Source organism: Thalassospira lucentensis (genome assembly GCF_032921865.1).
Taxonomy (GTDB): domain Bacteria; phylum Pseudomonadota; class Alphaproteobacteria; order Rhodospirillales; family Thalassospiraceae; genus Thalassospira; species Thalassospira lucentensis_A.
This window is the reverse complement of the sequence record NZ_CP136684.1, coordinates 306,575-327,198: the sequence shown is the minus strand read 5'-3', so window position 1 is coordinate 327,198 and position 20,624 is coordinate 306,575. Positions and strand designations below refer to the sequence as shown.

Annotated in this window: 23 protein-coding genes; 11 read left to right on the top strand and 12 right to left on the bottom strand. The window is 56.2% G+C overall.

What is annotated here, in order from left to right; genetic code table 11:
- Positions 1-4: 4 nt before the first annotated feature.
- Positions 5-592: a hypothetical protein gene (locus tag R1T41_RS02215; RefSeq protein ID WP_297013154.1), complete on the top strand. Its 588-nt coding sequence runs from the start codon at positions 5-7 to the stop codon at positions 590-592.
- A 63-nt stretch (positions 593-655) separates the two neighbouring features.
- Here R1T41_RS02215 and R1T41_RS02210 read toward each other — a convergent pair whose 3' ends face one another.
- A complete protein-coding gene (locus R1T41_RS02210) occupies positions 656-2,137 on the bottom strand; it encodes a Na+/H+ antiporter family protein (protein WP_317339653.1) in 1,482 nt (493 codons plus the stop codon).
- A 274-nt stretch (positions 2,138-2,411) separates the two neighbouring features.
- Complete coding sequence (gene rpsU / locus R1T41_RS02205; RefSeq protein WP_062953404.1) at positions 2,412-2,615, bottom strand: 30S ribosomal protein S21; 204 nt, start codon at positions 2,613-2,615, stop codon at positions 2,412-2,414.
- Positions 2,616-2,949: 334 nt separating this feature from the next.
- On the opposite strand from rpsU, the gene R1T41_RS02200 reads away from it, so the two are divergent.
- The 4 genes from R1T41_RS02200 to R1T41_RS02185 are packed head-to-tail and all read left to right on the top strand — an operon-like array spanning position 2,950 to position 5,977.
- Positions 2,950-3,396 carry a hypothetical protein gene (locus R1T41_RS02200; RefSeq protein ID WP_317339651.1) on the top strand — a complete coding sequence of 149 codons (447 nt, stop codon included), beginning with the start codon at positions 2,950-2,952 and terminating at the stop codon, positions 3,394-3,396.
- Positions 3,389-4,621, top strand: a complete 1,233-nt coding sequence (locus R1T41_RS02195; protein ID WP_247794390.1) for an HlyD family secretion protein — start codon at positions 3,389-3,391, stop codon at positions 4,619-4,621. The genes R1T41_RS02200 and R1T41_RS02195 overlap by 8 nt, the downstream gene beginning before the upstream one ends.
- A 57-nt stretch (positions 4,622-4,678) precedes the next feature.
- Positions 4,679-5,281 carry a peptide deformylase gene (gene def, locus R1T41_RS02190; RefSeq protein ID WP_317339649.1) on the top strand — a complete coding sequence of 201 codons (603 nt, stop codon included), beginning with the start codon at positions 4,679-4,681 and terminating at the stop codon, positions 5,279-5,281.
- Positions 5,282-5,977 carry a COQ9 family protein gene (locus R1T41_RS02185; RefSeq protein WP_247794388.1) on the top strand — a complete coding sequence of 232 codons (696 nt, stop codon included), beginning with the start codon at positions 5,282-5,284 and terminating at the stop codon, positions 5,975-5,977.
- A gap of 86 nt (positions 5,978-6,063) precedes the next feature.
- Here R1T41_RS02185 and R1T41_RS02180 read toward each other — a convergent pair whose 3' ends face one another.
- The 3 genes from R1T41_RS02180 to purE form a co-directional block, all read right to left on the bottom strand.
- Positions 6,064-6,711: a thermonuclease family protein gene (locus R1T41_RS02180; protein ID WP_062953455.1), complete on the bottom strand. Its 648-nt coding sequence runs from the start codon at positions 6,709-6,711 to the stop codon at positions 6,064-6,066.
- 163 nt (positions 6,712-6,874) lie between these two features.
- The gene (locus R1T41_RS02175; RefSeq protein ID WP_317339646.1) at positions 6,875-7,969 is read right to left on the bottom strand and encodes a 5-(carboxyamino)imidazole ribonucleotide synthase; all 1,095 of its coding nucleotides are present in this window, start codon (positions 7,967-7,969) and stop codon (positions 6,875-6,877) included.
- A gap of 98 nt (positions 7,970-8,067) precedes the next feature.
- Entirely contained in the window at positions 8,068-8,568 is a 501-nt protein-coding gene (purE, locus tag R1T41_RS02170) for a 5-(carboxyamino)imidazole ribonucleotide mutase (protein WP_209220163.1), read from the bottom strand.
- A gap of 264 nt (positions 8,569-8,832) precedes the next feature.
- Here purE and R1T41_RS02165 point away from each other — a divergent pair, with 264 nt between their 5' ends.
- The gene (locus R1T41_RS02165; protein ID WP_317339644.1) at positions 8,833-9,675 is read left to right on the top strand and encodes a GGDEF domain-containing protein; all 843 of its coding nucleotides are present in this window, start codon (positions 8,833-8,835) and stop codon (positions 9,673-9,675) included.
- Positions 9,676-9,751: 76 nt separating this feature from the next.
- On the opposite strand, the gene R1T41_RS02160 is transcribed toward R1T41_RS02165, so the two are convergent.
- Positions 9,752-9,958 (bottom strand): YdcH family protein, encoded by a 207-nt coding sequence (locus tag R1T41_RS02160; protein WP_007091089.1) that lies wholly within the window; start codon positions 9,956-9,958, stop codon positions 9,752-9,754.
- 119 nt (positions 9,959-10,077) lie between these two features.
- Between R1T41_RS02160 and R1T41_RS02155 the strand changes: the two genes are divergently transcribed.
- Entirely contained in the window at positions 10,078-11,184 is a 1,107-nt protein-coding gene (locus R1T41_RS02155; protein ID WP_297013187.1) for an ATP-dependent 6-phosphofructokinase, read from the top strand.
- A 39-nt stretch (positions 11,185-11,223) separates the two neighbouring features.
- Positions 11,224-11,700: a TIGR02444 family protein gene (locus R1T41_RS02150; protein WP_062953413.1), complete on the top strand. Its 477-nt coding sequence runs from the start codon at positions 11,224-11,226 to the stop codon at positions 11,698-11,700.
- A 13-nt stretch (positions 11,701-11,713) separates the two neighbouring features.
- On the opposite strand, the gene R1T41_RS02145 is transcribed toward R1T41_RS02150, so the two are convergent.
- On the bottom strand, positions 11,714-12,331 hold the full coding sequence (locus R1T41_RS02145) for a UbiX family flavin prenyltransferase (RefSeq protein WP_062958320.1): 618 nt from the start codon (positions 12,329-12,331) through the stop codon (positions 11,714-11,716).
- A gap of 115 nt (positions 12,332-12,446) precedes the next feature.
- On the opposite strand from R1T41_RS02145, the gene R1T41_RS02140 reads away from it, so the two are divergent.
- Together R1T41_RS02140 and R1T41_RS02135 are read left to right on the top strand one after the other, a co-directional pair.
- Positions 12,447-12,611 carry a YdcH family protein gene (locus R1T41_RS02140; RefSeq protein WP_082824869.1) on the top strand — a complete coding sequence of 55 codons (165 nt, stop codon included), beginning with the start codon at positions 12,447-12,449 and terminating at the stop codon, positions 12,609-12,611.
- A gap of 407 nt (positions 12,612-13,018) precedes the next feature.
- Positions 13,019-14,959: a propionyl-CoA synthetase gene (locus R1T41_RS02135; protein ID WP_258547378.1), complete on the top strand. Its 1,941-nt coding sequence runs from the start codon at positions 13,019-13,021 to the stop codon at positions 14,957-14,959.
- A gap of 220 nt (positions 14,960-15,179) precedes the next feature.
- On the opposite strand, the gene R1T41_RS02130 is transcribed toward R1T41_RS02135, so the two are convergent.
- The 3 genes from R1T41_RS02130 to R1T41_RS02120 all read right to left on the bottom strand — a co-directional run bounded on the left by R1T41_RS02130 (position 15,180) and on the right by R1T41_RS02120 (position 17,949).
- The gene (locus tag R1T41_RS02130; protein ID WP_317339630.1) at positions 15,180-15,665 is read right to left on the bottom strand and encodes a hypothetical protein; all 486 of its coding nucleotides are present in this window, start codon (positions 15,663-15,665) and stop codon (positions 15,180-15,182) included.
- Positions 15,666-16,150: 485 nt separating this feature from the next.
- The gene (locus tag R1T41_RS02125) at positions 16,151-17,380 is read right to left on the bottom strand and encodes an MFS transporter (protein WP_317339629.1); all 1,230 of its coding nucleotides are present in this window, start codon (positions 17,378-17,380) and stop codon (positions 16,151-16,153) included.
- A complete protein-coding gene (locus R1T41_RS02120) occupies positions 17,377-17,949 on the bottom strand; it encodes an N-acetyltransferase family protein (protein ID WP_317339628.1) in 573 nt (190 codons plus the stop codon). The genes R1T41_RS02125 and R1T41_RS02120 overlap by 4 nt, the downstream gene beginning before the upstream one ends.
- Positions 17,950-18,056: 107 nt before the next feature.
- Between R1T41_RS02120 and R1T41_RS02115 the strand changes: the two genes are divergently transcribed.
- Positions 18,057-18,965: a LysR family transcriptional regulator gene (locus tag R1T41_RS02115; protein WP_317339627.1), complete on the top strand. Its 909-nt coding sequence runs from the start codon at positions 18,057-18,059 to the stop codon at positions 18,963-18,965.
- Here the strand turns inward: R1T41_RS02115 and R1T41_RS02110 are convergent.
- Both R1T41_RS02110 and R1T41_RS02105 read right to left on the bottom strand, forming a co-directional pair.
- Complete coding sequence (locus R1T41_RS02110) at positions 18,962-19,771, bottom strand: DeoR/GlpR family DNA-binding transcription regulator (protein WP_062953423.1); 810 nt, start codon at positions 19,769-19,771, stop codon at positions 18,962-18,964. The two genes, R1T41_RS02115 and R1T41_RS02110, sit on opposite strands and share 4 nt — an antisense overlap.
- A gap of 170 nt (positions 19,772-19,941) precedes the next feature.
- A complete protein-coding gene (locus tag R1T41_RS02105) occupies positions 19,942-20,622 on the bottom strand; it encodes a DUF1013 domain-containing protein (RefSeq protein ID WP_062953424.1) in 681 nt (226 codons plus the stop codon).
- Positions 20,623-20,624 lie beyond the last annotated feature (2 nt).

Sequence of the window (20,624 nt, the reverse complement as noted above, 5' to 3'; positions counted from 1 at the left end):
CTGAGTGTTCCGACTTCTGAAAGTATCCGTTTTTACGATTATGCTGTTGTCGCTGGCGGTGGTGGCATCGGTTTCGGGGATTTTCATCACCTATTTCCGGCTGACAGCCGAGGAGCCGGTGGCGCGGATTACGTTCGAGGAAGTAGGGGATCAGGAATACAACGCTTATCTGACATTGCCGGGCAACGACATTCCCGGCAAATACGTGATTTATGGTGACCAGTGGCGGATTGATGCGGAATTTGTGAAAATCAAGCCATGGGCCAATATTCTTGGTGTGGATTCCCGTTACAAGCTGGTGCGGCTGGAAGGTCGATATCAGGACATCGAAGATCAGAACACCCGTCCGCATATGGCCTATGATCTCGGGGCGACCAAGGGGATTGATATTGGCAAGCTGGTGGCGGATTGGAATTTCCTGATTGATGCCGAATATGGCAGTTCGACTTTCACCGATATCGAGGTAGCCAATACCTATACGGTCTATAAAAGCCAGTTCGGGCTTTTGGTACGCGAAGACGCTGCACAGTCGGATGCGACCAGCAACGGCGCTGTCGATGGTCTGTTTAACTGGCTGTTCGGGTCGAAATAAAACCCGTCCGACGAATATCGGACGGGTTTGTTGTTTGGTCCCGGCTTTATTGTGCCGATTTGATCAAAGTACCATCGCCGCCACCCACGCAAACAGAACCATGCCGAAATTGGCATGGATAAAGGTCGGGATCACGGAATCCTTCACGTGGTCGTGCTGGCCGTCGGCATTAAGGCCCGATGTCGCGCCCAATGTGATGGTTGATGCGGGCGAGCCAGCGTCGCCAAGGGCAGCAGACGCCCCCAGAAGTGCGATGGTCGCCATGGGCGAGAAGCCAAGGGCCAGTGCGAGTGGGATATAGATCGGAGCCAGGATTGGCACGCTGGCGAAGCTGTCGCCAAAGCCGATGGTGATGAACAGGCCGACCAGAAGCATGATCAGCGCGCCAAGTGCCTTGTTATCGCCGATCAGTTCGGCACTTGCCTGCACCAGCGGGGCGATTTCGCCGCTGGCATCAAGCACCCCGGCAAAGCCCGACGCGATGGTGATGATCACGGCAATCTGGGCCATCATCCGCATGCCTTCGGTGAAGACATCGTCCTGTGCCCGCCAGCGGAAAATGCCCGCCGCCGCCAGAATGACAAAGCCGATCATCGCGCCGACCAGAAGGCTGTCAAACTGCAACTGGCAGATCAGTGCAACGGCAAGGGCCGCAACGGTTGCCAGCAGTTGAAGCGGATTGATCGACACGGGCTTCGCTGGATTGATATGGCTTTCCGAAGACGGATCAGTCACATAATCGCGCGGTTTGCGATAGGTGATGAAAACCGCAACCAGCATCCCAGCAACAATCCCCATAACCGGCAGGAACATGGCCTTGGGCGCCATATCGGCCGTCATGGAAAGATCGTAGGCCGCGCCAACTTCGTTGACATTGGTCATCAGGATTTCATTGAGGTAAATCGCCCCAAAGCCTGTCGGCAGCAGCAGATAGGAAAAGCTGATCGAACAGGCGAGGATACAGGCAATGGCCCTGCGGTCAATCCGCAGGCGGTTGAAGACTGCCAGAAGCGGCGGGATCATCACCGGGATAAAGGCGATGTGAACCGGCACCAGATTCTGCGAAATCAACGAGCAGAAAATGAAGATCGCAAACAGGAACCACTTAAGGCCCTTTGAGGCACTTTGCGCATCGCTTCCGACACGTGCAGCGATCTTTTGGGCAAACAGATCAAGAATGCCCGAACGTGCAATCGCAACCGCAAAGGCACCGATCATAACATAGGTCATGCCGACCTGTGCGCCGACCAGAAGGTTGTCATTAAGCGCACCGATGGCGGTGGTTGTGTCCATCCCTGCGTGCAATGCGCCAAGCAAGGCGGCGGAAATCAATGCGATAGGTACGGGCACGCGCAAAAGACACAGTGCAATCATGACAACGATGGTCAGCAAGACAGCATTGATGTGGTAATCGACCAGTGCGGCAATGCCATAGATCACGGCCATCACGGTGATGGCGGGCAAGACGCGGGTCAGTCGATAATATCCATTAAAATCAGATCCGGCGGGGGCGCTGCCGGTATCGGTTTGTGTGTGCACAGTCATGTCTCCCCGATTGACTGGTTGGTGGTGGCGCAAAGGTGTTTGCGCATGGCGAGTGAAGACCTGCCGGGGAATTGTTTAAAACAATCCGATGCCAAGACAAAAAACTTAGCGGGAATGACAGCTATGCGATCCGGGGAGTGGGATTTGCAAATGGGAGCCTAAAAAACCAAACCCGCCCGGATTGCTCCGAGGCGGGCTTGGCGCACGGGTCCGATTTTGGCAAGCCAAAACCGATCGTACAGTCACGTTCGAGGAACCCCGAAAGTGAAAAAGACTAGAAGCCTTCGCGCTCGACGCGCTTACGCTCCAGCTTGCGGGCACGACGGATTGCTTCCGCCCCTTCGCGAGCTTTCTTCTCCGACGGCTTTTCAAAGTGGCGACGGAGTTTCATCTCACGGAAAATGCCCTCGCGCTGCATCTTTTTCTTAAGCGCTTTCAGAGCCTGATCGACATTGTTGTCGCGAACGATTACCTGCACGGAAACCACGCTCCTTTCAAAAAAACAAAAACACCCGGATGAGCATCATGCCCTCCGGTTGGTTGCACGGCCTGTATGGCCGTGGGCTTTATATAGTGTAAAGCGGCGCAAAAGGAAAGAGGGAAGGGGTAATTCGCCTATGGCGTTCATTGGGCGATAGGGTTGTGCCCACAATGTGATCCCGGAAGCTCGAGATCGGTTTTGTCTTCCCGGTTTTATTCTATACCAAAAGTAACGGCATCCTGTTGAAAAATATACCCTTGGTGGTTGCGATGCGGGTATAGTGATCGGACACGAACAGTTCAAAACCTTAGGGCAGGGGCGGGGTAGAGCAATGGAAAGCAGTTTGCGGGAGGCGGCAATTGCACATGCGCCGTTCTTTATTGCGGGACCGGGGCAGTCGGATGTGCTGTTCACGATTGTTATCTGGTCTGTCGTTCTGGCGGTGTTTGGCCTTGGCGCGCTTTATCTGAGTTTACACGCGCTGCCCGAAAGATTGGCCCATCACGCCAATCACACCCAGATACAGCTTATCAGTATCCTGACCCTTCTGGCGCTGTTTACCCATAACAACCTGTTCTGGCTGGCGGCCCTGGTGATTGCCGTAGTTCAGGTTCCCGATTTTTATACGCCGATCAATGCGATTGCCGATGCCGTGAAGGCAATGGCAAGGCAGAAGGGGGCAATGAGCGACTCGGGCAAGTCAGAACAGGCTGCTGATAGCGATATCTCGACCGGTACCCCCAGCGTAAAAGAGCAGGAGGACCGTAAAGATGTTTGAACTTATGTTATGTTCCATTTTTACCGTCCTGCCTGATTACCTGATCCGGCGATATGCGCAGGGGAAACGTATCGGCAAGGAAATCACCCTGTTTTCGGTCTGGTACGAGCTGCGATACGGGATTGTCGGCTGTGCGATCCTGACGATTTCGTTGATCACGCTGATTTTTTATTATCACCCGTCAAGTCACAACGTCGCGTCCTTTTATCGGACCCTGACCATTTTGCCGGAAAAGAACGGCCGGGTCGTGGAAATCTATGTCGATAACGATGATCAGGTAAAATCGGGTGATCCGTTATTCCGCCTTGATGACCGTACCGAAACCGAAGCGGCCGAAATCGCCCGGCAGCAGGTGCAGGAAATCCGTGCGCAGATGGCGGTAACGCAGGCCGATCTTGCGGTGGCGAACGGTAACCTTGAAGAAGCACAAGGTGCCTATGAACAGGTACGCGAGGAATTGGCGGTCAAGGCCGATCTTCTGTCACGTGGTACCAATGCGGTTTCACGGCGGGAGGTCGAACGGCTTGAAGTGGCCTTAACCACCCGTCAGGGGGCGGTCAATGCGGCAAAGGCCAACGTCAATGCCGTGGAAACCAAAATGGAAACGCTGTTGCCAGCCCAGCTTGCCAGTGCGGAAGCGTCGCTTCGTTCGGCCGAGGTTGCCCTTGGCAAAACCGTTGTCCGGGCTGGTGTCGATGGCGAGATACAACAGTTTGCATTGCAGATTGGTGATGTGGTTAACCCGTTACTGCGTCCAGCCGGTATCCTTATACCAGCCGAACCCGAGGAGGTCGTATTCCAGGCCGGGTTCCAGCAGGTTTCCGCCCAGGTTGTCAAAGCCGGAATTCTTGCGGAAATGTCGTGTGCGTCGCTGCCGTTTGAAGTAATTCCGATGTTGGTAACCAGCGTGCAGCCGGTGATCGCCGCCGGTCAGTTCCGCCCGACCGACAGATTGCTTGATATCTCGGAACGGGCCGTGCCGGGCACATTCCTTGCCAAAATGATCCCGCTTTATCCTGAGCAGATCAAGGATGTGCCAAGGGGCAGCCAGTGCGTTGCCAATGCCTATACCAATACCCATGCGCAGCTTGAAAACCCGGAAATCGGTACGGGCGAATGGTTGTTCCTGCATATGGTGCAGACGGTCGGGATCGTGCATGCCTTGCTGCTGCGTATTCAGGCGCTGCTCTGGCCGGTACAGACGCTGGTTTTGTCGGCTCATTAGGCGACAGATCACGTGTAGGGGCTTTACAGCCATGCCGTTTTGGTTGGATATAGGGCCATGTCGATCCTTAAAATTGCCCGGATGGGCCACCCGGTTCTGCGCAGGGTCGCAGACCGGGTCGAGAACCCGCTTGATCCCGAAATCCAGCGTCTGATCGCGGATATGAAGGACACCATGAAGGATGCCGGAGGCGTTGGCCTTGCGGCACCACAGGTGTTTCAGTCCAAGGCGATCATGGTTTTTTATGTCCCGGCCTTTCGCAAAAGCGATGATCCCGATGATGCGGAAATACCGTTAAGCGTACTGATCAATCCGGAAATCGAGGCGATTGGCGATGAAATCGTTGATGGCTGGGAAGGATGTCTTTCCATTCCGGGCCTGCAGGGCGTTGTGCCGCGCTGGAACAAAATCCGGTATCGCGGGTTAAATGAGTATGGTGACGAAGTCGAAAGCATTGCCGGCGGGTTTCATGCGCGCGTCGTTCAGCACGAATATGATCATCTGATCGGGGTGATGTATCCCGAACGTATGGAAGACATGACGCTTCTGGGCTTTGCCGATGAATTGCGTGACAATCCGCCCGAAACGACCTTCAGACAGGCAGCATCATCTGGCAAAGGTTCGGATGAAAATGCCGATGACGACAGCAAGGAGGCCTGAATGACCGTTTCCGAAAGCATGAACCGCCTGCGTACACAGCGCGAGGCACTGGTCACGGCAGCACTTGAGCACGTGCCGTTTGACGGCTGGACGATGGCCGCCCTTCGTAGCGGCGCCGAAGACCTTGATCTTGCCACAGGCGAGGTTGACCGTCTGTTCCCCGGCGGTATTCGTCAGGCAATCATTACCTATGTCGAGATGACGGATCGCAAGATGGTCGAGGAACTCGACAAGCTTGATCTGCCATCGATGAAAATCCGTGAACGGATTGCGACCGCGGTCAAAACCCGTCTGTCGCTGGTGGAACATGAAAAGGATACGGTGCGCGCCGCCCTTTCCTATCTAACCCTGCCGCAAAACGTACCGCTTAGCCTGAAGCTGACGCATGGTACAGTCGACAAGATGTGGATTGCCGCCGGTGACACATCGACCGATCACAACTGGTACACCAAGCGGATGCTGCTGGCGGGGGTTTATGGTTCGACCCTTGCGTATTGGCTGGATGACAAATCCGAAGGCCATGCAGACAGCTGGGCTTTTCTGGATCGCCGGATCGGCAATGTCATGCAAATCCCGAAAATCACCGGAACGGTCAAAAAGGCCGGGAAATTTGCCGCGACACCATTCAAGCTTGGCGCGAAGCTGGTGAAATGCATGCCGACGCCCGGTCGGGTTCGCCGCCAGTTCAGCGCATAGAACAGGACAGATTTCGGCCCATTGTTCATACAAAACGCCGCCCCATGCAGGGCGGCGTTTTGCGTTGGATAACAGCGTGATTGCGTCTAGCGCATCAGGAAACTCAGAAGCGTTGTGTCGGGTTTGTTTGCCTGTTCCATTTCGGCGGCAAGATTGATGCTGAACGGCGCGCCAGTATTATTTGCCGGGGCCGCTTTGTCGTCGCGAAGGTCGGCCTCAATCACTTTTGGTTTGGCGGCCAGTGCAACCAGTTCATGTGGCAGATCGCCCATCCACATGCCTTTGCGGTTCTCCTTGGCATGGGCCTGATCGGACAAATAGGTCAGGCAGTTCGGATTGCCATCGCAACTGTTCATGTCGACAATTGCCCAGCCGGCACGCAGCAGCAAACGGTTGATGTCGGTCTGCCCCATGCGACATTCGGTCAGCATCGGGAACAGCTGGGAGTCTGAGACCTGCTGGCAGGCGACCGCATAGTTTTCGATGATGCGGTCAAGCGCCTGTGCGGCAGCCGCACCACATTGAAACTCGACACTGCCCGCCCGGCAGATCATGCCCGGTCGTGGGGCGCGAATGCCAAACAGTTCAACAACCATATTGCCAAACCGGAGCTGATCGCCCTGCAACACATCGGGGAAACCGGCCGCCCCCGGTGCGGCATGGGCGGCATTGTTTGCGCCATGGGCTGATGCAAAGCCGGTCATGATTGCAAGGATGAGAAGAAGTTTTTTCATCAGACTGTTACCCGAAAAGAATTTCCTGCCGGGATAACAGCAAGCGCGATGCCAGTTTGGCAGGAAGAAACTGCCTGCCAGGCGATGTGCCTGTGATGTAACGAAAAATGCCCCGAAACCGTTATGGATCGGGGCATTCATTCAATTTGGTTCAGGGCTGATATCAGGCTTCTTTGGGCAGGACCCAGGTGATATGGCCCATCTTGCGTCCGGCTTTGGCCTCGGCCTTGCCGTAAAGGTGCAGCTTGGCATCGGGCTCGGCCAAAATTGCCTGCCAGTCGTCAATGTCATGGCCCAAAAGGTTTTTCATACGCGCATTGGAGTGATGGGTCGGATTACCCAAAGGCAGGCCGCACACGGCACGGATGAACTGTTCAAACTGGCTGGTGATGCAGGCATCAATCGTCCAGTGACCGGAATTGTGCGGGCGCGGGGCGACTTCGTTTACCAGAACGTCGCCATCGGTGGTGACAAACATCTCGACCGCCAGCAACCCGACAAATTCCATTGCCTCGACCAGACGGGTCGCGATGTCTTCTGCCTTTTTGGCAAGATCGGCGGGAATCTTTGCCGGGGCAATCGTGACATCAAGAATGTGATTGGTATGCACATTTTCAACCGGGCAGAAGCAGGCGGTGTCCCCCTTGATCCCGCGCGCGACGATCACCGAGATTTCGCGTTCGAACGAGATGAAGCCTTCGAGGATGGCCTCGGCACCGTTCATTTCAGCCCATGCGTCGGCAAGGCTGGTTTCATTGGTGATTTTGACCTGACCCTTGCCGTCATAACCCATTTCGGTGGTTTTAAGCACGGCAGGACGGCCAAGTTTGGCAACGGCGGCTTCAAGATCGGCAAGTGAGCGGACGGCGGCAAAAGGTGCCGTGCCGATACCGTTTTCGTTGCAGAAGGTCTTTTCACGCAGGCGGTTCTGCGACAGATGCAGGCATTTCCAGCCCGGACGGACCGGCACCAGTTCGGATAGCAGTTTCACGCTGTCATGGGGCACGTTTTCAAATTCAAACGTCACGACATCGACATCGGCGGCAAAGGCACGAAGCGCATCCAGATCGGTGTAATCAGCCACCGTTGCCTTGGCACAGACCTGTTCGGTCGGGCTGTCGGTTCCGGGGCCGAAAACATGGACCTTATAGCCGAGTTCGGCGGCACAAAGGGCAGCCATGCGGCCAAGCTGGCCATTACCCATGATGCCAATCGTGCTGCCCGGTGCGATGATGCGTGTCGCGAAATCCTGCGTCATTTATTCCTCGAATTCCTTTTCATTCCCCAAGAGGGACGGGCATCGCTGATTTGGACGATGCCAAAGAAAAACGCGCCCATTCGGGCGCGCCTGATGCATTACGGTGCGGGGTCAACCGGTTCTTCGGCGACCGCGTCAGTCTGCTGTGCGCGCCAGTCATCAAGACGCCCGGCCAGTGCATCATCCATCAGCGCCATGATCCCGGCGGCCATCAGGCCGGCATTTTTCGCCCCTGCGGAGCCAATTGCCAGTGTTCCGACCGGAACGCCGCCCGGCATCTGGACAATCGACAGAAGGCTATCAAGGCCTTTAAGCGTACGGCTTTGCACCGGAACACCCAGAACCGGAAGCGGCGTCATGGCCGCGGCCATACCCGGCAGGTGGGCGGCACCGCCTGCACCGGCGATAATCACCTTGAGGCCACGCGACTTTGCGGTTTTGGCATAGTCATACAGGCGATCCGGGGTGCGATGGGCCGATACGATTTTGGTTTCGTAGGGGACTTGCAGCGCATCGAGGACATCTGCTGCATTTTTCATGGTTTCCCAGTCAGACTGGCTGCCCATGATAATGCCGATGACCGGGCGTTGATCGCTCATGCTGGCGGCTCCGTTTGTCGCGCGTTATCAGAAGGCCCGCATTATAGGCAGGAAGGGTGATCATGCAAGCCTGCCCGTCGCCTGATATGGCACTGTTTTCGGGATAATTTTGCGGGGCTTTTCCTGTCGTCGTCAGGTAGCCATAAGGGTAGGTATCTTATCCTTGCCTACAGTTGATAATTTAAGTGAAGTATAAGTATTTTGGGTTTATAGTTATTCATATCAATTTTTATCTCTGTGCAGGTAGCACAAGAGAGGGCAGACATGAAAGTCACGAGACCCGGTTCCGCCACGCCATCATCGATGGCGGCGGGCGATGGACGGTATCCATCCAATCCCTATGCCGCGTACACCTATGGTAGGCCGGTGCGTAAAAAAGGTGCGCCTGATCCCGATCAGCATCAGGTTGATATCGTCAATCGCGATATCCTGAGCGCGGAACCCCCGGTTCCGGCCAATATTCATGACATTGCGGATGTTCTTGGCATTCCCGACGCGCAGGTAACTCCGGCCGTTGAAAAGGCGATTGCGCGGTTGATGCAGCGTGTTAACGGGCTGACCGATAATCTTGCGGAACTGCAACGTCATCAGATTGAACTGACCCGGGCAGAGGGTCGTGACCCGTTCACCAGTGCGTTAAGCCGCAACAGTTTCATGCAGATTGTTGAAAACGAAATGGCACTGGTCGGATCGGACCGGACGACGCGGGCACTTATGCTGTGCGAGATTGCAAATCTTGATGATGTTTTGCAGCGTCATGGCCATGGCTGCAAGGAAGGGGTGTTTACCTTCCTGTACCGGACGATAACCGAATTCATCATGCCACCCCATCAGGTCGGTTATCTTGGCTGCAACGATTTTATCGCGCTGCTTTACAATATGGATGAACAGGATGCCTGGCAGCGTGGCGATGCCATCAGCCGGCGTTTGAAAAAGCATCCGTTTTTCTGGAACGGCAAATACATCACCATTATTCCGGTGTTTGGCATTTATCATGTCAAAGCGGGCGACACCGCCTACGAGGCACTGGTATCTGTGGATTATGCCCTGCGTGCCGAAAAAGAAATGAAATCGGCTCAGTTGCAGCGGATTCCAAGCGGGCTTTGATGTGCCGCGTATGTCGCGATCCGGATAAAGGATTTGGTCTGTAACCCGCGCCCGTTACCAACGGGCGCGCTGCCTTTCAGGCAATAATATCCGGGACCAACTGCGACTCGAGATAAAGAATCTCGTCCTTGAGTGCGAGTTTGCGCTTTTTCATGCGGCCCAGACGCAATTGATCGTGATGGGCCCCGTGGGCCAATTGTTCGATTGCGATATCGAGATCACGATGTTCCTCGCGCAGAAACAGCAGTCTTTTTTCAACCGCGATCTGATTGATTTCGTCCATTTTTGATCCAGCTTGGTTAGCGACGCGAAGAGCCTGTAATACTATCAGAATTCGGGTTGGCAACCCATATGATTTGTAATCGGCTTTATGATTTGGATCGGACAGGACGGAGGATACGGATGCGGATCGGAATTCTGACCAGCGGTGGCGATTGTGCGGGCCTGAATGCGGTTATTCTGGCAGTGGTGCGTCGCGCAGTGCTTGGTTATGGCTGGGACGTGGTTGGTATCCGGCAGGGAACCCACGGATTGATGCAGGACCCGCCGCAGGCCATTGATCTGAACGATTACGTCAATAATGATGGAATGCTGCGCCTTGGCGGTACGATTCTTGGCACCGTTAACAAGGGCGACCCGTTCCATTATCCGATGCCTGATGGCAGTTTTGCCGACCGTTCGGCCGAAGTCATCGCCGGGTATCACAAGCTTGGCCTGGATGCCCTGATCGGGGTTGGTGGGGACGGCAGCATGGCAATCCTGCACCGGTTGGCCGAAATGGGTGGCATCAATCTGGTGGGGATTCCCAAAACCATCGATAACGATCTGGCACTGACGGAATATTCGGTGGGCTTTACCACGGCGGTCAATGTTGCGGTCGAGGCACTTGACCGGTTGCAGCCGACAGCCGCGTCGCATGACCGTATCATGATCCTTGAAGTCATGGGGCGCGATGCCGGGCATATCGCGCTGTTTGCCGGGGTTGCCGGTGGGGCGGATGCGATCCTGATCCCGGAAATGGATTACGATCTTGATGCGCTGACCGAGCATTGCCTGAACATTCGCAAGCGCGGACGCAATCATGCGCTGGTGATCGTTGCGGAGGCGGTCAAGCGCGATGACGGGGCCGCGGTGACGCAAGGTGATGATGGCCAGAAAGCACGCTATGGCGGGATTGGGCACTGGTTGGCTGACGAATTGGGCGCCCGGACCGGATGGGAAACCCGTGTCACGGTACTGGGCCATGTCCAGCGCGGCGGGACACCGTCACCGCGTGACCGGGTGATTGCATCGGCCTTCGGGGTCCATGCGGTGGACCTGATTGCACAGAAAAGTTTTGATCGGGTTGTGGCCTGGTCAAAACGCAAGGTGATCGATGTCGCAATGGCCGATGTGATTGTCGGCCCGCGGCTTGTCGATACCAATGGAACCATGGTATCGACCGCAAAGGGTCTTGGTGCCTATATCGGCCATCCGCCCGAAACAGTTCGCACGGCAAAAACGGTCTGATCAACAGGCCGCATTTACATAAAAACAGACAGGTTGGATATGAACGCTGAGGAAGTCTGGACCTTTACGGTCGAGATGTATGGACGGGACGGCGTTGCACCGTTGTGTCTTGAATTGCAGGAACGATGTGATCTGGATGTGAACATGCTTTTGTTCATGTTCTATCTTGGCCAGAAGGGGCTGGCACCGCATAGCATATCCGCCCTTGAAAATGCCGTGCGCGACTGGCGTGAACAGGTGATTGTGCCGTTGCGCAATACCCGCCGCTTTTTGCGCAATGCGGATTGGGAAAGTGCGCAAAAACTTCGCGCCAAGGTCAAGAATGACGAACTGACGGCTGAACGTATCGAGCAGGAATTGCTGTGTGATGCGGTCGAAACCATCCCGGCGGGTGATCCGATGGCCCCGGCACGGGCTTATTTATCACCCACCCGTTTTGATCTGAGCCAGCCGGAATGCGATGCCGCGCTGGAACAGCTTCGCGCCTGCATGCTGTTAAGCCCGAAAGCGCAATAGGGGCCCCTATTGCTTAATCCGTCTTGCGCGGTTTGCCGGTGACCGGGATGTGGTTTTCGGCGTCCGTATCGCCCCAGCGTGCCGTTTCCGGAAGATCGATATCAAACAGATCGAGAATACGGCCGCAGCTTTGCGTGACCATTTCATCAAGCGATTGCGGGCGCGCATAAAAGGCGGGCACTGGCGGGGCGATGATCGCCCCGTTTTCGGTGGCCAGTGCCATATTGCGGATATGGCCGGCATGCAGGGGCGTTTCACGCGCCATCAGAACCAGACGGCGGCGTTCCTTGAGCATCACATCGGCCGCACGGGCGATCAGATTGTCTGCGACTCCGCTTGCCACCTCGGCCAGGGACTTCATCGAGCAGGGTGCGATGATCATGCCGCGTGCGCGGAACGAACCCGATGCAATCGATGCCCCGATATCCGCATTGTCATGGATGACGTCTGCCATCTCTTTGATATCGCGGATTTTAAAATCGGTTTCATAGGCGATTGTGCGCTCTGCCGCCTTCGAAAGGATCAGGTGAGTTTCGATTGGCGAATTTTTCAGCAACTGTAAAAAACGGATGCCGTAAATCACTCCGGACGCGCCGGTTATGCCAATGATAAGTCGATCCTTTTGAGACATTTTATGTGTTATCCGGGTCACTATTTGAACGATTGCGTCGTCGAAAGACTGGAAATCATATTACAGAATTACTACCATCAAAGCGTGGGCAATGTCAGAACTGAGGAGTAGGCGAATGAGTGTTCAATCCCATGTCGAAGCTCTCACTGCCAAACATGCTGCACTTGAGCAGGAACTCCACCTCGAGCAGCGCCGCCCGGCGCCAGACAATTCCCGTGTCGCAGACATTAAACGCCGCAAGCTCGAAATCAAGGACGAGATAAGTCGAATAACCCATTAGCCGTCAAGAGGATGCTGGCAAAATCCGCACAGCGTGATGGTAAGGCTGTGCCGATTTCCTGAAAAATGCATCTCCTGACGACAGGATCAGTCCCTTCATTTTTTGCCGCCTCCGATTGTCGCCCACAACGAGAGGCGGCATTCTTGTAAGCACCTTTTGGCGTCCCGATCTGTATAGGACAGCATACGCGGAAAGATGTTTTCTGGATTGATTTCAATCCGCAAAAATCCCGGTTTTCCGCCCTCTACCAATGTCTAAGGGGCGTTGGAAATTTAAATCGGTATTATGATGCCGAATTAAGGGTCCGGCCTCTGATCCGGCCCTTGATACAGATCGGGCAGGCGATGTCACAACATTTGCGGATGATGATGTCGCGGTAACGCAGCACACAAGCCAGACGCGTATATTTGGGCAAAGATCCAGACGCGCGGGAGGAAGTTTCACAAATGACGGGTCGCTATCAGGAAATCTATGATCGTTCGATCACGGACAGGGAAGGTTTCTGGGCCGAGGCTGCGGAAAATCTGGTCTGGTACAGGAAATGGGACCGTGTGCTTGATGACAGCAACGCGCCGTTTTATCGCTGGTTCGAAGGCGGGATGGTCAATACCTGTTTTAACGCGCTGGATCGTCATATCGAAAATGGCCGCGGCGAACAGGCAGCCCTGATCTATGACAGCCCGGTCACCAATACGATCGAAACATTCACCTATAACCGGCTGCGCGATGACGTTGCCCGCCTTGCCGGGGCCCTGCATGCCAAGGGGGTGACCAAGGGCGACCGGGTGATCATTTACATGCCGATGATCCCGCAGGCGGCGATGGCGATGCTGGCATGCGCGCGCATTGGTGCGATCCATTCCGTCGTGTTTGGTGGATTTGCATCCAACGAGCTTGCAACCCGGATCAATGATGCGAAGCCCAAGCTGATCCTGAGTGCCAGTTGCGGTATCGAGGGATCACGCGTGATCGAATACAAGCCGCTTCTGGACCGGGCGATTGATCAGGCGAAGCACAAGGTCGAAACGGTCCTGATGTTCCAGCGCGCGCAATGTTCGGCCCCGCTGATCGACGGGCGTGATTTTGACTGGATGGCGGAATGCGCAAAGGCCGCCCCGGCCGATTGCGTGCCGGTGGCAGCGACCGACCCGCTTTATGTGCTTTATACATCCGGCACCACCGGCCAGCCCAAGGGGGTTGTGCGCGACAATGGCGGGCATATGGTGGCGCTTAACTGGTCGATGAAGAATATCTATGATGTCGAGGCCGGTGATGTGTATTGGGCGGCATCCGATGTCGGCTGGGTCGTCGGGCATTCCTATATCGTTTATGCGCCGCTTCTGGCCGGATGCACGACGGTGATGTATGAAGGCAAACCGGTTGGAACGCCGGATGCCGGGGCGTTCTGGCGGGTGATATCGCAGCATCGGGTCAAGGTCCTGTTTACCGCACCGACCGCGTTCCGGGCGATCAAGCGCGATGATCCCAAGGCCGCGTTGATGGCCAATTATGATCTTTCGTGCCTGAAGGCGCTTTATCTTGCCGGGGAACGATCCGACCCCGATACGCTGCACTGGGCCGAAGACAGCCTTGGCGTACCGGTGATCGACCATTGGTGGCAGACCGAAACCGGCTGGTCGATCTGTGCCAATCCGCGCGGCATTGAGATGCTGCCGATCAAATATGGATCGCCGACGGTTGCGGCCTGTGGCTGGGACGTGCAGGTGGTGGATGAAGGCGGCAAGCCGCTTGAACGCGGCAAGATCGGCGCACTGGTGGCCAAGCTGCCCCTGCCGCCGGGAACATTGCCGACCCTTTGGCAGAATGATGATCGGTTCAAAGCGGCCTATCTTGAAGAATTTCCGGGCTATTACGCCACCGGGGATGCCGGTTTCATCGATGAGGACGGCTATGTCTATGTCATGTCGCGAACCGATGACATCATCAATGTCGCGGGGCATCGGCTGTCGACCGGGGCAATGGAAGAAGTGCTTTCGGGGCATCCCGATGTTGCCGAATGTGCAGTGATTGGCGTGCATGATGACCTTAAGGGGCAATTGCCCCTTGGTTTCGTGGTTCTGAAATCCGGGGTGGACCGCCCGCATGAGGCGATCATCAAGGAAGTGGTTGCCATGGTCCGTGATCAGATCGGACCGGTTGCGGCGTTTAAACAGGCCACCATCGTGGATCGCCTGCCCAAAACCCGGTCGGGCAAGATCCTGCGCAAGACCATGCGATCCATCGCCGATGGCGAGACCTACAACACCCCGGCAACCATTGATGATCCGGGCATTCTGCCGGAAATTGCCGAGGCCCTGAAAGATATCGGTTACGCCAAATCAGCGTGATCCTGACGGGATGAAAACTCCCAATGCCCGGACAAGTACGGGTCAACTTGACCGCCCGCCGGATTTATCCTGCGGGCGGCTTTTATTGGGCTGGGGACGGAGTTCATAACATATTGAAAAACAAATCATTTTCTGGGGAGTGAGTTTTTATCGGAAGTTTTTTCGAGTTTTCGGAAAAATGTTCTTGATTTGTTCTTTTATTTGTGCCATAAAGACAAAGTCAACGGGACAAATGCACCCGGATCAAAAACCCGCAAAGCGTCATGCGCTTTTGCGGGTTTTTGCGTTTCGGGCCGGGAAGACAGGAAAGTGACGATGATTGTTCAGCGATATGAGAGGCCGAGAGGGCGACGGAGACGTCACCAAAGGGGCATTGATGGCGGATGGAAAAATCATTACGGGGGACGTGCGTCCGGGCGGTGACGTCCGATAGCCTCGATAAGTTTCGGGGGGTATTTGCGAAAAACGGTTGGTAATCATGACGGGAGAAATGTGTCCTTCGGGCATGGGGACGTGCCGGAAGTGTGGGCGGGGCGAGTGAGGCAAGTTCGGCCTCGGCGGCGATGGTGACGGTGATGGTTGCAGCAGGGCCGAATTGCGACTGGATGAGATCGCCAGGGGCGACAGATCCGTCGGTGCCAGATGGCCAAGCCGCGAAATCGTCAGGCAGCCAGACCATGCGAATACCGGGCAGGGGATTTGCCAATTGCCCATCCTGCGTCACGTTCGACAAGCCCGACCAGTCTGGCAAGAGCGGTATGGTGGGGGGCAGACCGTGGGAGCCGAGTAGGCCAGACCGGACCGGAGACGATACCTCCGAAAAGTTTGGCAAGGGCAGCATCGAAAGGCGGGACAGGCAGATTGACGAAGGTACGGATCAGACCGCCGGGGCATTCAGGCCAGATCGGATTGTCAGACCATTCGACTGCCCGGCGGATCGATCATCTTTGCGCAAGGCAGCGATAACTTGGTCATGGTCAGCACGCTTTGCGGAGAAGTCCGGCATGGAGCCCGCTGTCGGACCTGCCGTGACGTTGGGCGATCGGGGGGCGATCAGGGGGCGAAAGTGCCAATCAGGATAGGTTGTCCGTTGGCTGTTCCGTTGCCCCGGTCAGGTTTGTTGGCTGGGGCATGGGGCAATCTGAGTGCCCGCGGATTTGATTTGCGGGTGGCTTTTACGAGGGATGCCTATCAGGCGATGGGGGCCGGGCGGGGTTCGGAGCTTTGCGGTCGTAGGAGCAGGTAAAGCCACATGGCAGCCCCACAGGCACAGGCCAGCAGGGCGATGGAAAGCCAAAGCGCGCCGGTGGGACCCCAATGTGTGATGGCGCGTTCGTAAAGGCTGGGGGCGAGGGCCGAGAGGATGAAGCCCGGTACCAGCAATCGTCCGACCTGGTGGCCGTATCGGGCATTGCCGAAGATCATCAGGGGAAGGGTTCCGCGTGTGATTGTCAGGACGCCGTTTGCAGCCCCGTAAAGCAGGGTGAAGGTCATGGCGGCAAGCGCAAACTGATCCCCCCAGAAGGCAAGGACAAAGCACAGCGGCAAAACGGCGGTTGCAAACAATGTCAGACTTGCCGGGGCGATGCGTTTGCCAAACAGGATTTCGGCGGCACGCGCCGCGGATTGGCCGATGCCACGCAGCGATGCGGCATTGATCGCGGCGGCGGTGGTTAAGCCAAGTCCGATCAGGATGGCGATCATGTGGGCCGACATCGCGGCATTCACGACATTGAGCAGGGTGACGATCACGGCGTACAGAAAGCCGCACAGGCGTTGATGGGTTGCCAGTCCGTGGTCATCGGTATCATCGGTGTCATCGGTCGGGTTGGTGCCGGTTCCAGTTCCCGTTCCCGAAGGTGCGCCATGTCGGGCATCGGGGATGGCGGCATACATCGGGACGGTCAGAAGGGCAAAACCGGCATAGGCGACAAGGGCGATTGTGATGCCGAATTCCGACTGGATCAAATGGCCGAGCGGCCAGAAAACGGTTGAGGCCAGGCCGCCAAAAAGCGTGATCTGCCCCATCGCCCGTCTGGCATCGCGCCCGCCAATCCGGGCGAGGGTTGCAAAGGCCGCATCATAAAGCGTGGCCCGCATGGCAAGTCCAAGGATGATCCAGCCGATGAAATGCAGCACCTGCTGATCGGCGAATGCAAGGATCAGACAGCCAAGGGCATTGAGGCATGACCCCATCGTCATGATGATCCGCCCGCCGTGACGGTCTATCATCCTGCCGCAAAAGGGCGAGACGACCGCCATGGTCAGAAGGCTTAGCGAAAAGCCTGCATAAACCACGCTGCTGGACCAGCCGTGATGCTGGGCGATCATGGTTCCAAAATTGCCAATCAGATAATAGGCCGTGCCCCAACTGATGAGCTGCCCCAGTCCCAGCTTTATGACAAGCGCGCGGGTGATCATTTATCGGCCGGGCCGGGGATGAGCGGCTGATCGGAACCAAGCGGGCGTTGCATCAGAACCGAGTCCAGCCACGTGCCGAACTTGTAGCCGACATTATGGAAGGTGCCGGTCATGTCGAAGCCGAATTTCCGGTGCAGGGCAATGGATGCGTGGTTTTTGCTATCACCGATGGCGGCAACCATCTGCCGCCACGGACCGGCCTCGCAGCGTTCGAGAAGGGCCGCCATCAGGGCCGCCCCGATCCCGTTACCGATGCAATCGGGCGCGACATAGATCGAATTTTCCACCGTGTGGCGATAGGCCGAACGCGGGCGATAGAGACTGGCATAGCAATAGCCGACGACGACATCATCCCGCAGGGCGACCAGATAGGGCAGGCCATAGCCACGAATGGCATCAAAGCGATTGGTGATTTCGGTCTCAGACGGCGGGATTTCTTCGAACGAGGCGGTGCCGGTCAGAACATGGTGGCGGTAAATCGCGGTGATGGCGGCAATGTCGGAAGGGTCGGCATCGCGTATGGCGAGATCGGACGTTTTGGCGGCGGCGGGCAGCGTATCGGTCGACATTGATCGGGATTCCATATCAGAGATTAACTGTATGGCGTGACATTAGCCGGTCATCTGAAATAAGATAAGATTTGTATTCTTATGCAAATCATAAGGAATAGTTTTATATGCGTGGCCTTAACCTTGATCAGGTGCATGCCTTTGCCGATGTGATCGAGCTTGGCAGTTTTTCAGCCGCCGCCGCACGGCAGAATTTAAGCCAGCCTGCGATCAGCCAGCAGATCCGCCAGCTTGAAGACCGTCTTGGCGTGCGGTTGATTGAACGCGTCGGCAAACGCGCGATGCCAACACCGGCCGGGCAGGCCTTGCTGGATCGGGTGGGGGAGATTGATGCGTCCGTTCAGAACGCCCTGGATGCGGTGGCGGGATTTGCCAGCGGCACGGTCGGGCAGGTGCGCATCGGGACCGGGGCGACGGCGTGTATCTATTTCCTGCCAAAGGTTCTGGAACAGTTGCAGCGCCGTTTCCCGAAGCTGGAAATCATTGTTCGCACCGGCAATACCAGTGACGTTCTGAAATCGATTGAGGAAAACAGCCTTGATATCGGGCTGGTGACATTACCCGCCAGCGGGCGCAGTCTGGATATCGTGCCGGTTCTGACTGATCCGTTTGTCGCGATCTTTCCCGAGGGGATGGATGTGCCCGATCTGGTCCGGCCGGCTGATCTGGCAGATATTCCATTGGTTCTGTATGACCGCGGTGGCCAGACACGCACCATTGTTGATGACTGGCTGCGTGCGGCAGGTGTTGCCGGGCATTCCATCATGGAACTGGGCAGTGTCGAGGCGATCAAGGAACTGGTGGGGGCCGGGTTGGGGGCAACGATTTTGCCCGCGATGGGCGCACGGTTGGGCCGCACACAGTTCCCGATCAAGACCCGCAAGCTTGCCCCGGACCTTGCGCGCCGTCTGGCGCTTGTGGTCCGGCGCGACAAGGTGATGGGAAGCGGGTTGCGCGAAGTCCGCAACGGATTGATTGCGGCCGCGCGGGACTGGACGGGGCCTAGTGTCAGCTAGTCTTCTTCGGGGACGAAGAAGGTCGGGAATTCGGCATTCGGTTCGGGGATATGCAGGGCAACCCCGTGTTTTTCGATCATCTGAATGATGGCATCGGGCGGTGGGCAATCGGTAAAGAAGGCGGTTACCTGTGTGACGGAGCCGCCACGCACCACGGCATTCCGCCCGAATTTGGTATGATCAGCGACCAGATAGGTCTGGCGCGAATTGGTCAGAATGGCGGAACGCGCACGGACTTCCTGTTCGTCAAAGTCGAGCAGGCTGCCATCGGCATCAATGCCGCCAACACCGAAAATGCCGTAATCGACCTTGTAGCTGTTAAAGAATGCCTCGACCTCTGGCCCCAGAACATCGCGGTCGCGATTGCGCAACCGGCCGCCAATCAGGGTGACGTCAAAGCTGTCATTGGTGGCGGCGACATAGGCCACATTGAGGTTGTTGGTAAAAATCCGCAAACCGCGATGCTGCAAAAGCGCACTTGCGACTAGTTCCGGTGTGGTGCCGATTGAAAAGAACAGCGATGCGCCATCGGGAATGGCGCGCGCGACCAGTGCCGCGATCTTGCGCTTTTCATTCACATGCAAAACCTTGCGCGCCCGATAGGCGATGTTTTCATGTTCAAGTGCCGGTTCAACCCCGCCATGGCGACGGCGCAGCAATCCTTCGTCGCAAAGGGCGTTTACATCGCGTCGAATGGTTTGCGGGGTTACCTGAAAACGTTCGGCAAGCTGTTCAATGGTCTTGAAACCGTCAGCGCGGACAAGTTCAACGATACTGGCCTGACGTTCAGTCGGACGTTTTTGCATGAGATGCTTCTTTGGCGATTGTTTTGCGGTTTTTGTTTAAGCGAATGTTATGGCGTGTTCATTTCAGGAATATTACCGTTTCACGGCATTCATATGAAACAAAACATATTCGCTTTTAGGTTGGTCACCAAAGAGAAAAGGCCGCCCGGTTGGGGCGGCCTTTGCATCGATCAGGAGCGGAACAGGTTTTCTGCTGCTTCCATGTAATCGGATGTTTTGGGTTCTTCTTTCTTGCGATCGTCCTTCTTGCCGGGATAATCCGGTTCCGGGTTGATCTGCAATTCTTCGGGCAGCGGATCAGGCTCGACATTCTTGACGACCTTTTCCGGGTTCTTGCTACGCGCGATCACGACCTGTTTTTCAAGATCAAGTTCGATGCAAAGACCCATGGTCACCGGGTTGCGCGGCGTCAGGTTGGCCGAGTTCCAGTGCGTACGATCACGGATTTTGCCAATCGTATCCTTGGTGGTGCCGATCAGTTTGCAAATCTGCGCATCCGAGAGTTCCGGATGGTGCTTGAGCAGCCACGCGATTGCATTCGGGCGATCCTGACGTTTGGAAACCGGGGTGTAACGAGCCCCTTTGCCATGTGCGCGCGGACGCGGCAGATCGGACTTTGCCATTTTCAGCAATGCACGCGGATCGGCTTCGCAGCGGGCGATCTCGTCTTTGGTCAACTGACCATTGGCAACCGGATCAAGGCCGACAATCCCCTGATTGACATCGCCATCGGCGATGGCCTGAATTTCCAGTTCATGCAGCTCGGTAAAGGCTGCAATCTGCCGGAACGACAAGCCGGTATTGTCGATAAGCCATACGGCCGTTGCTTTGGGCATGAGGGGCTGAGCCATAA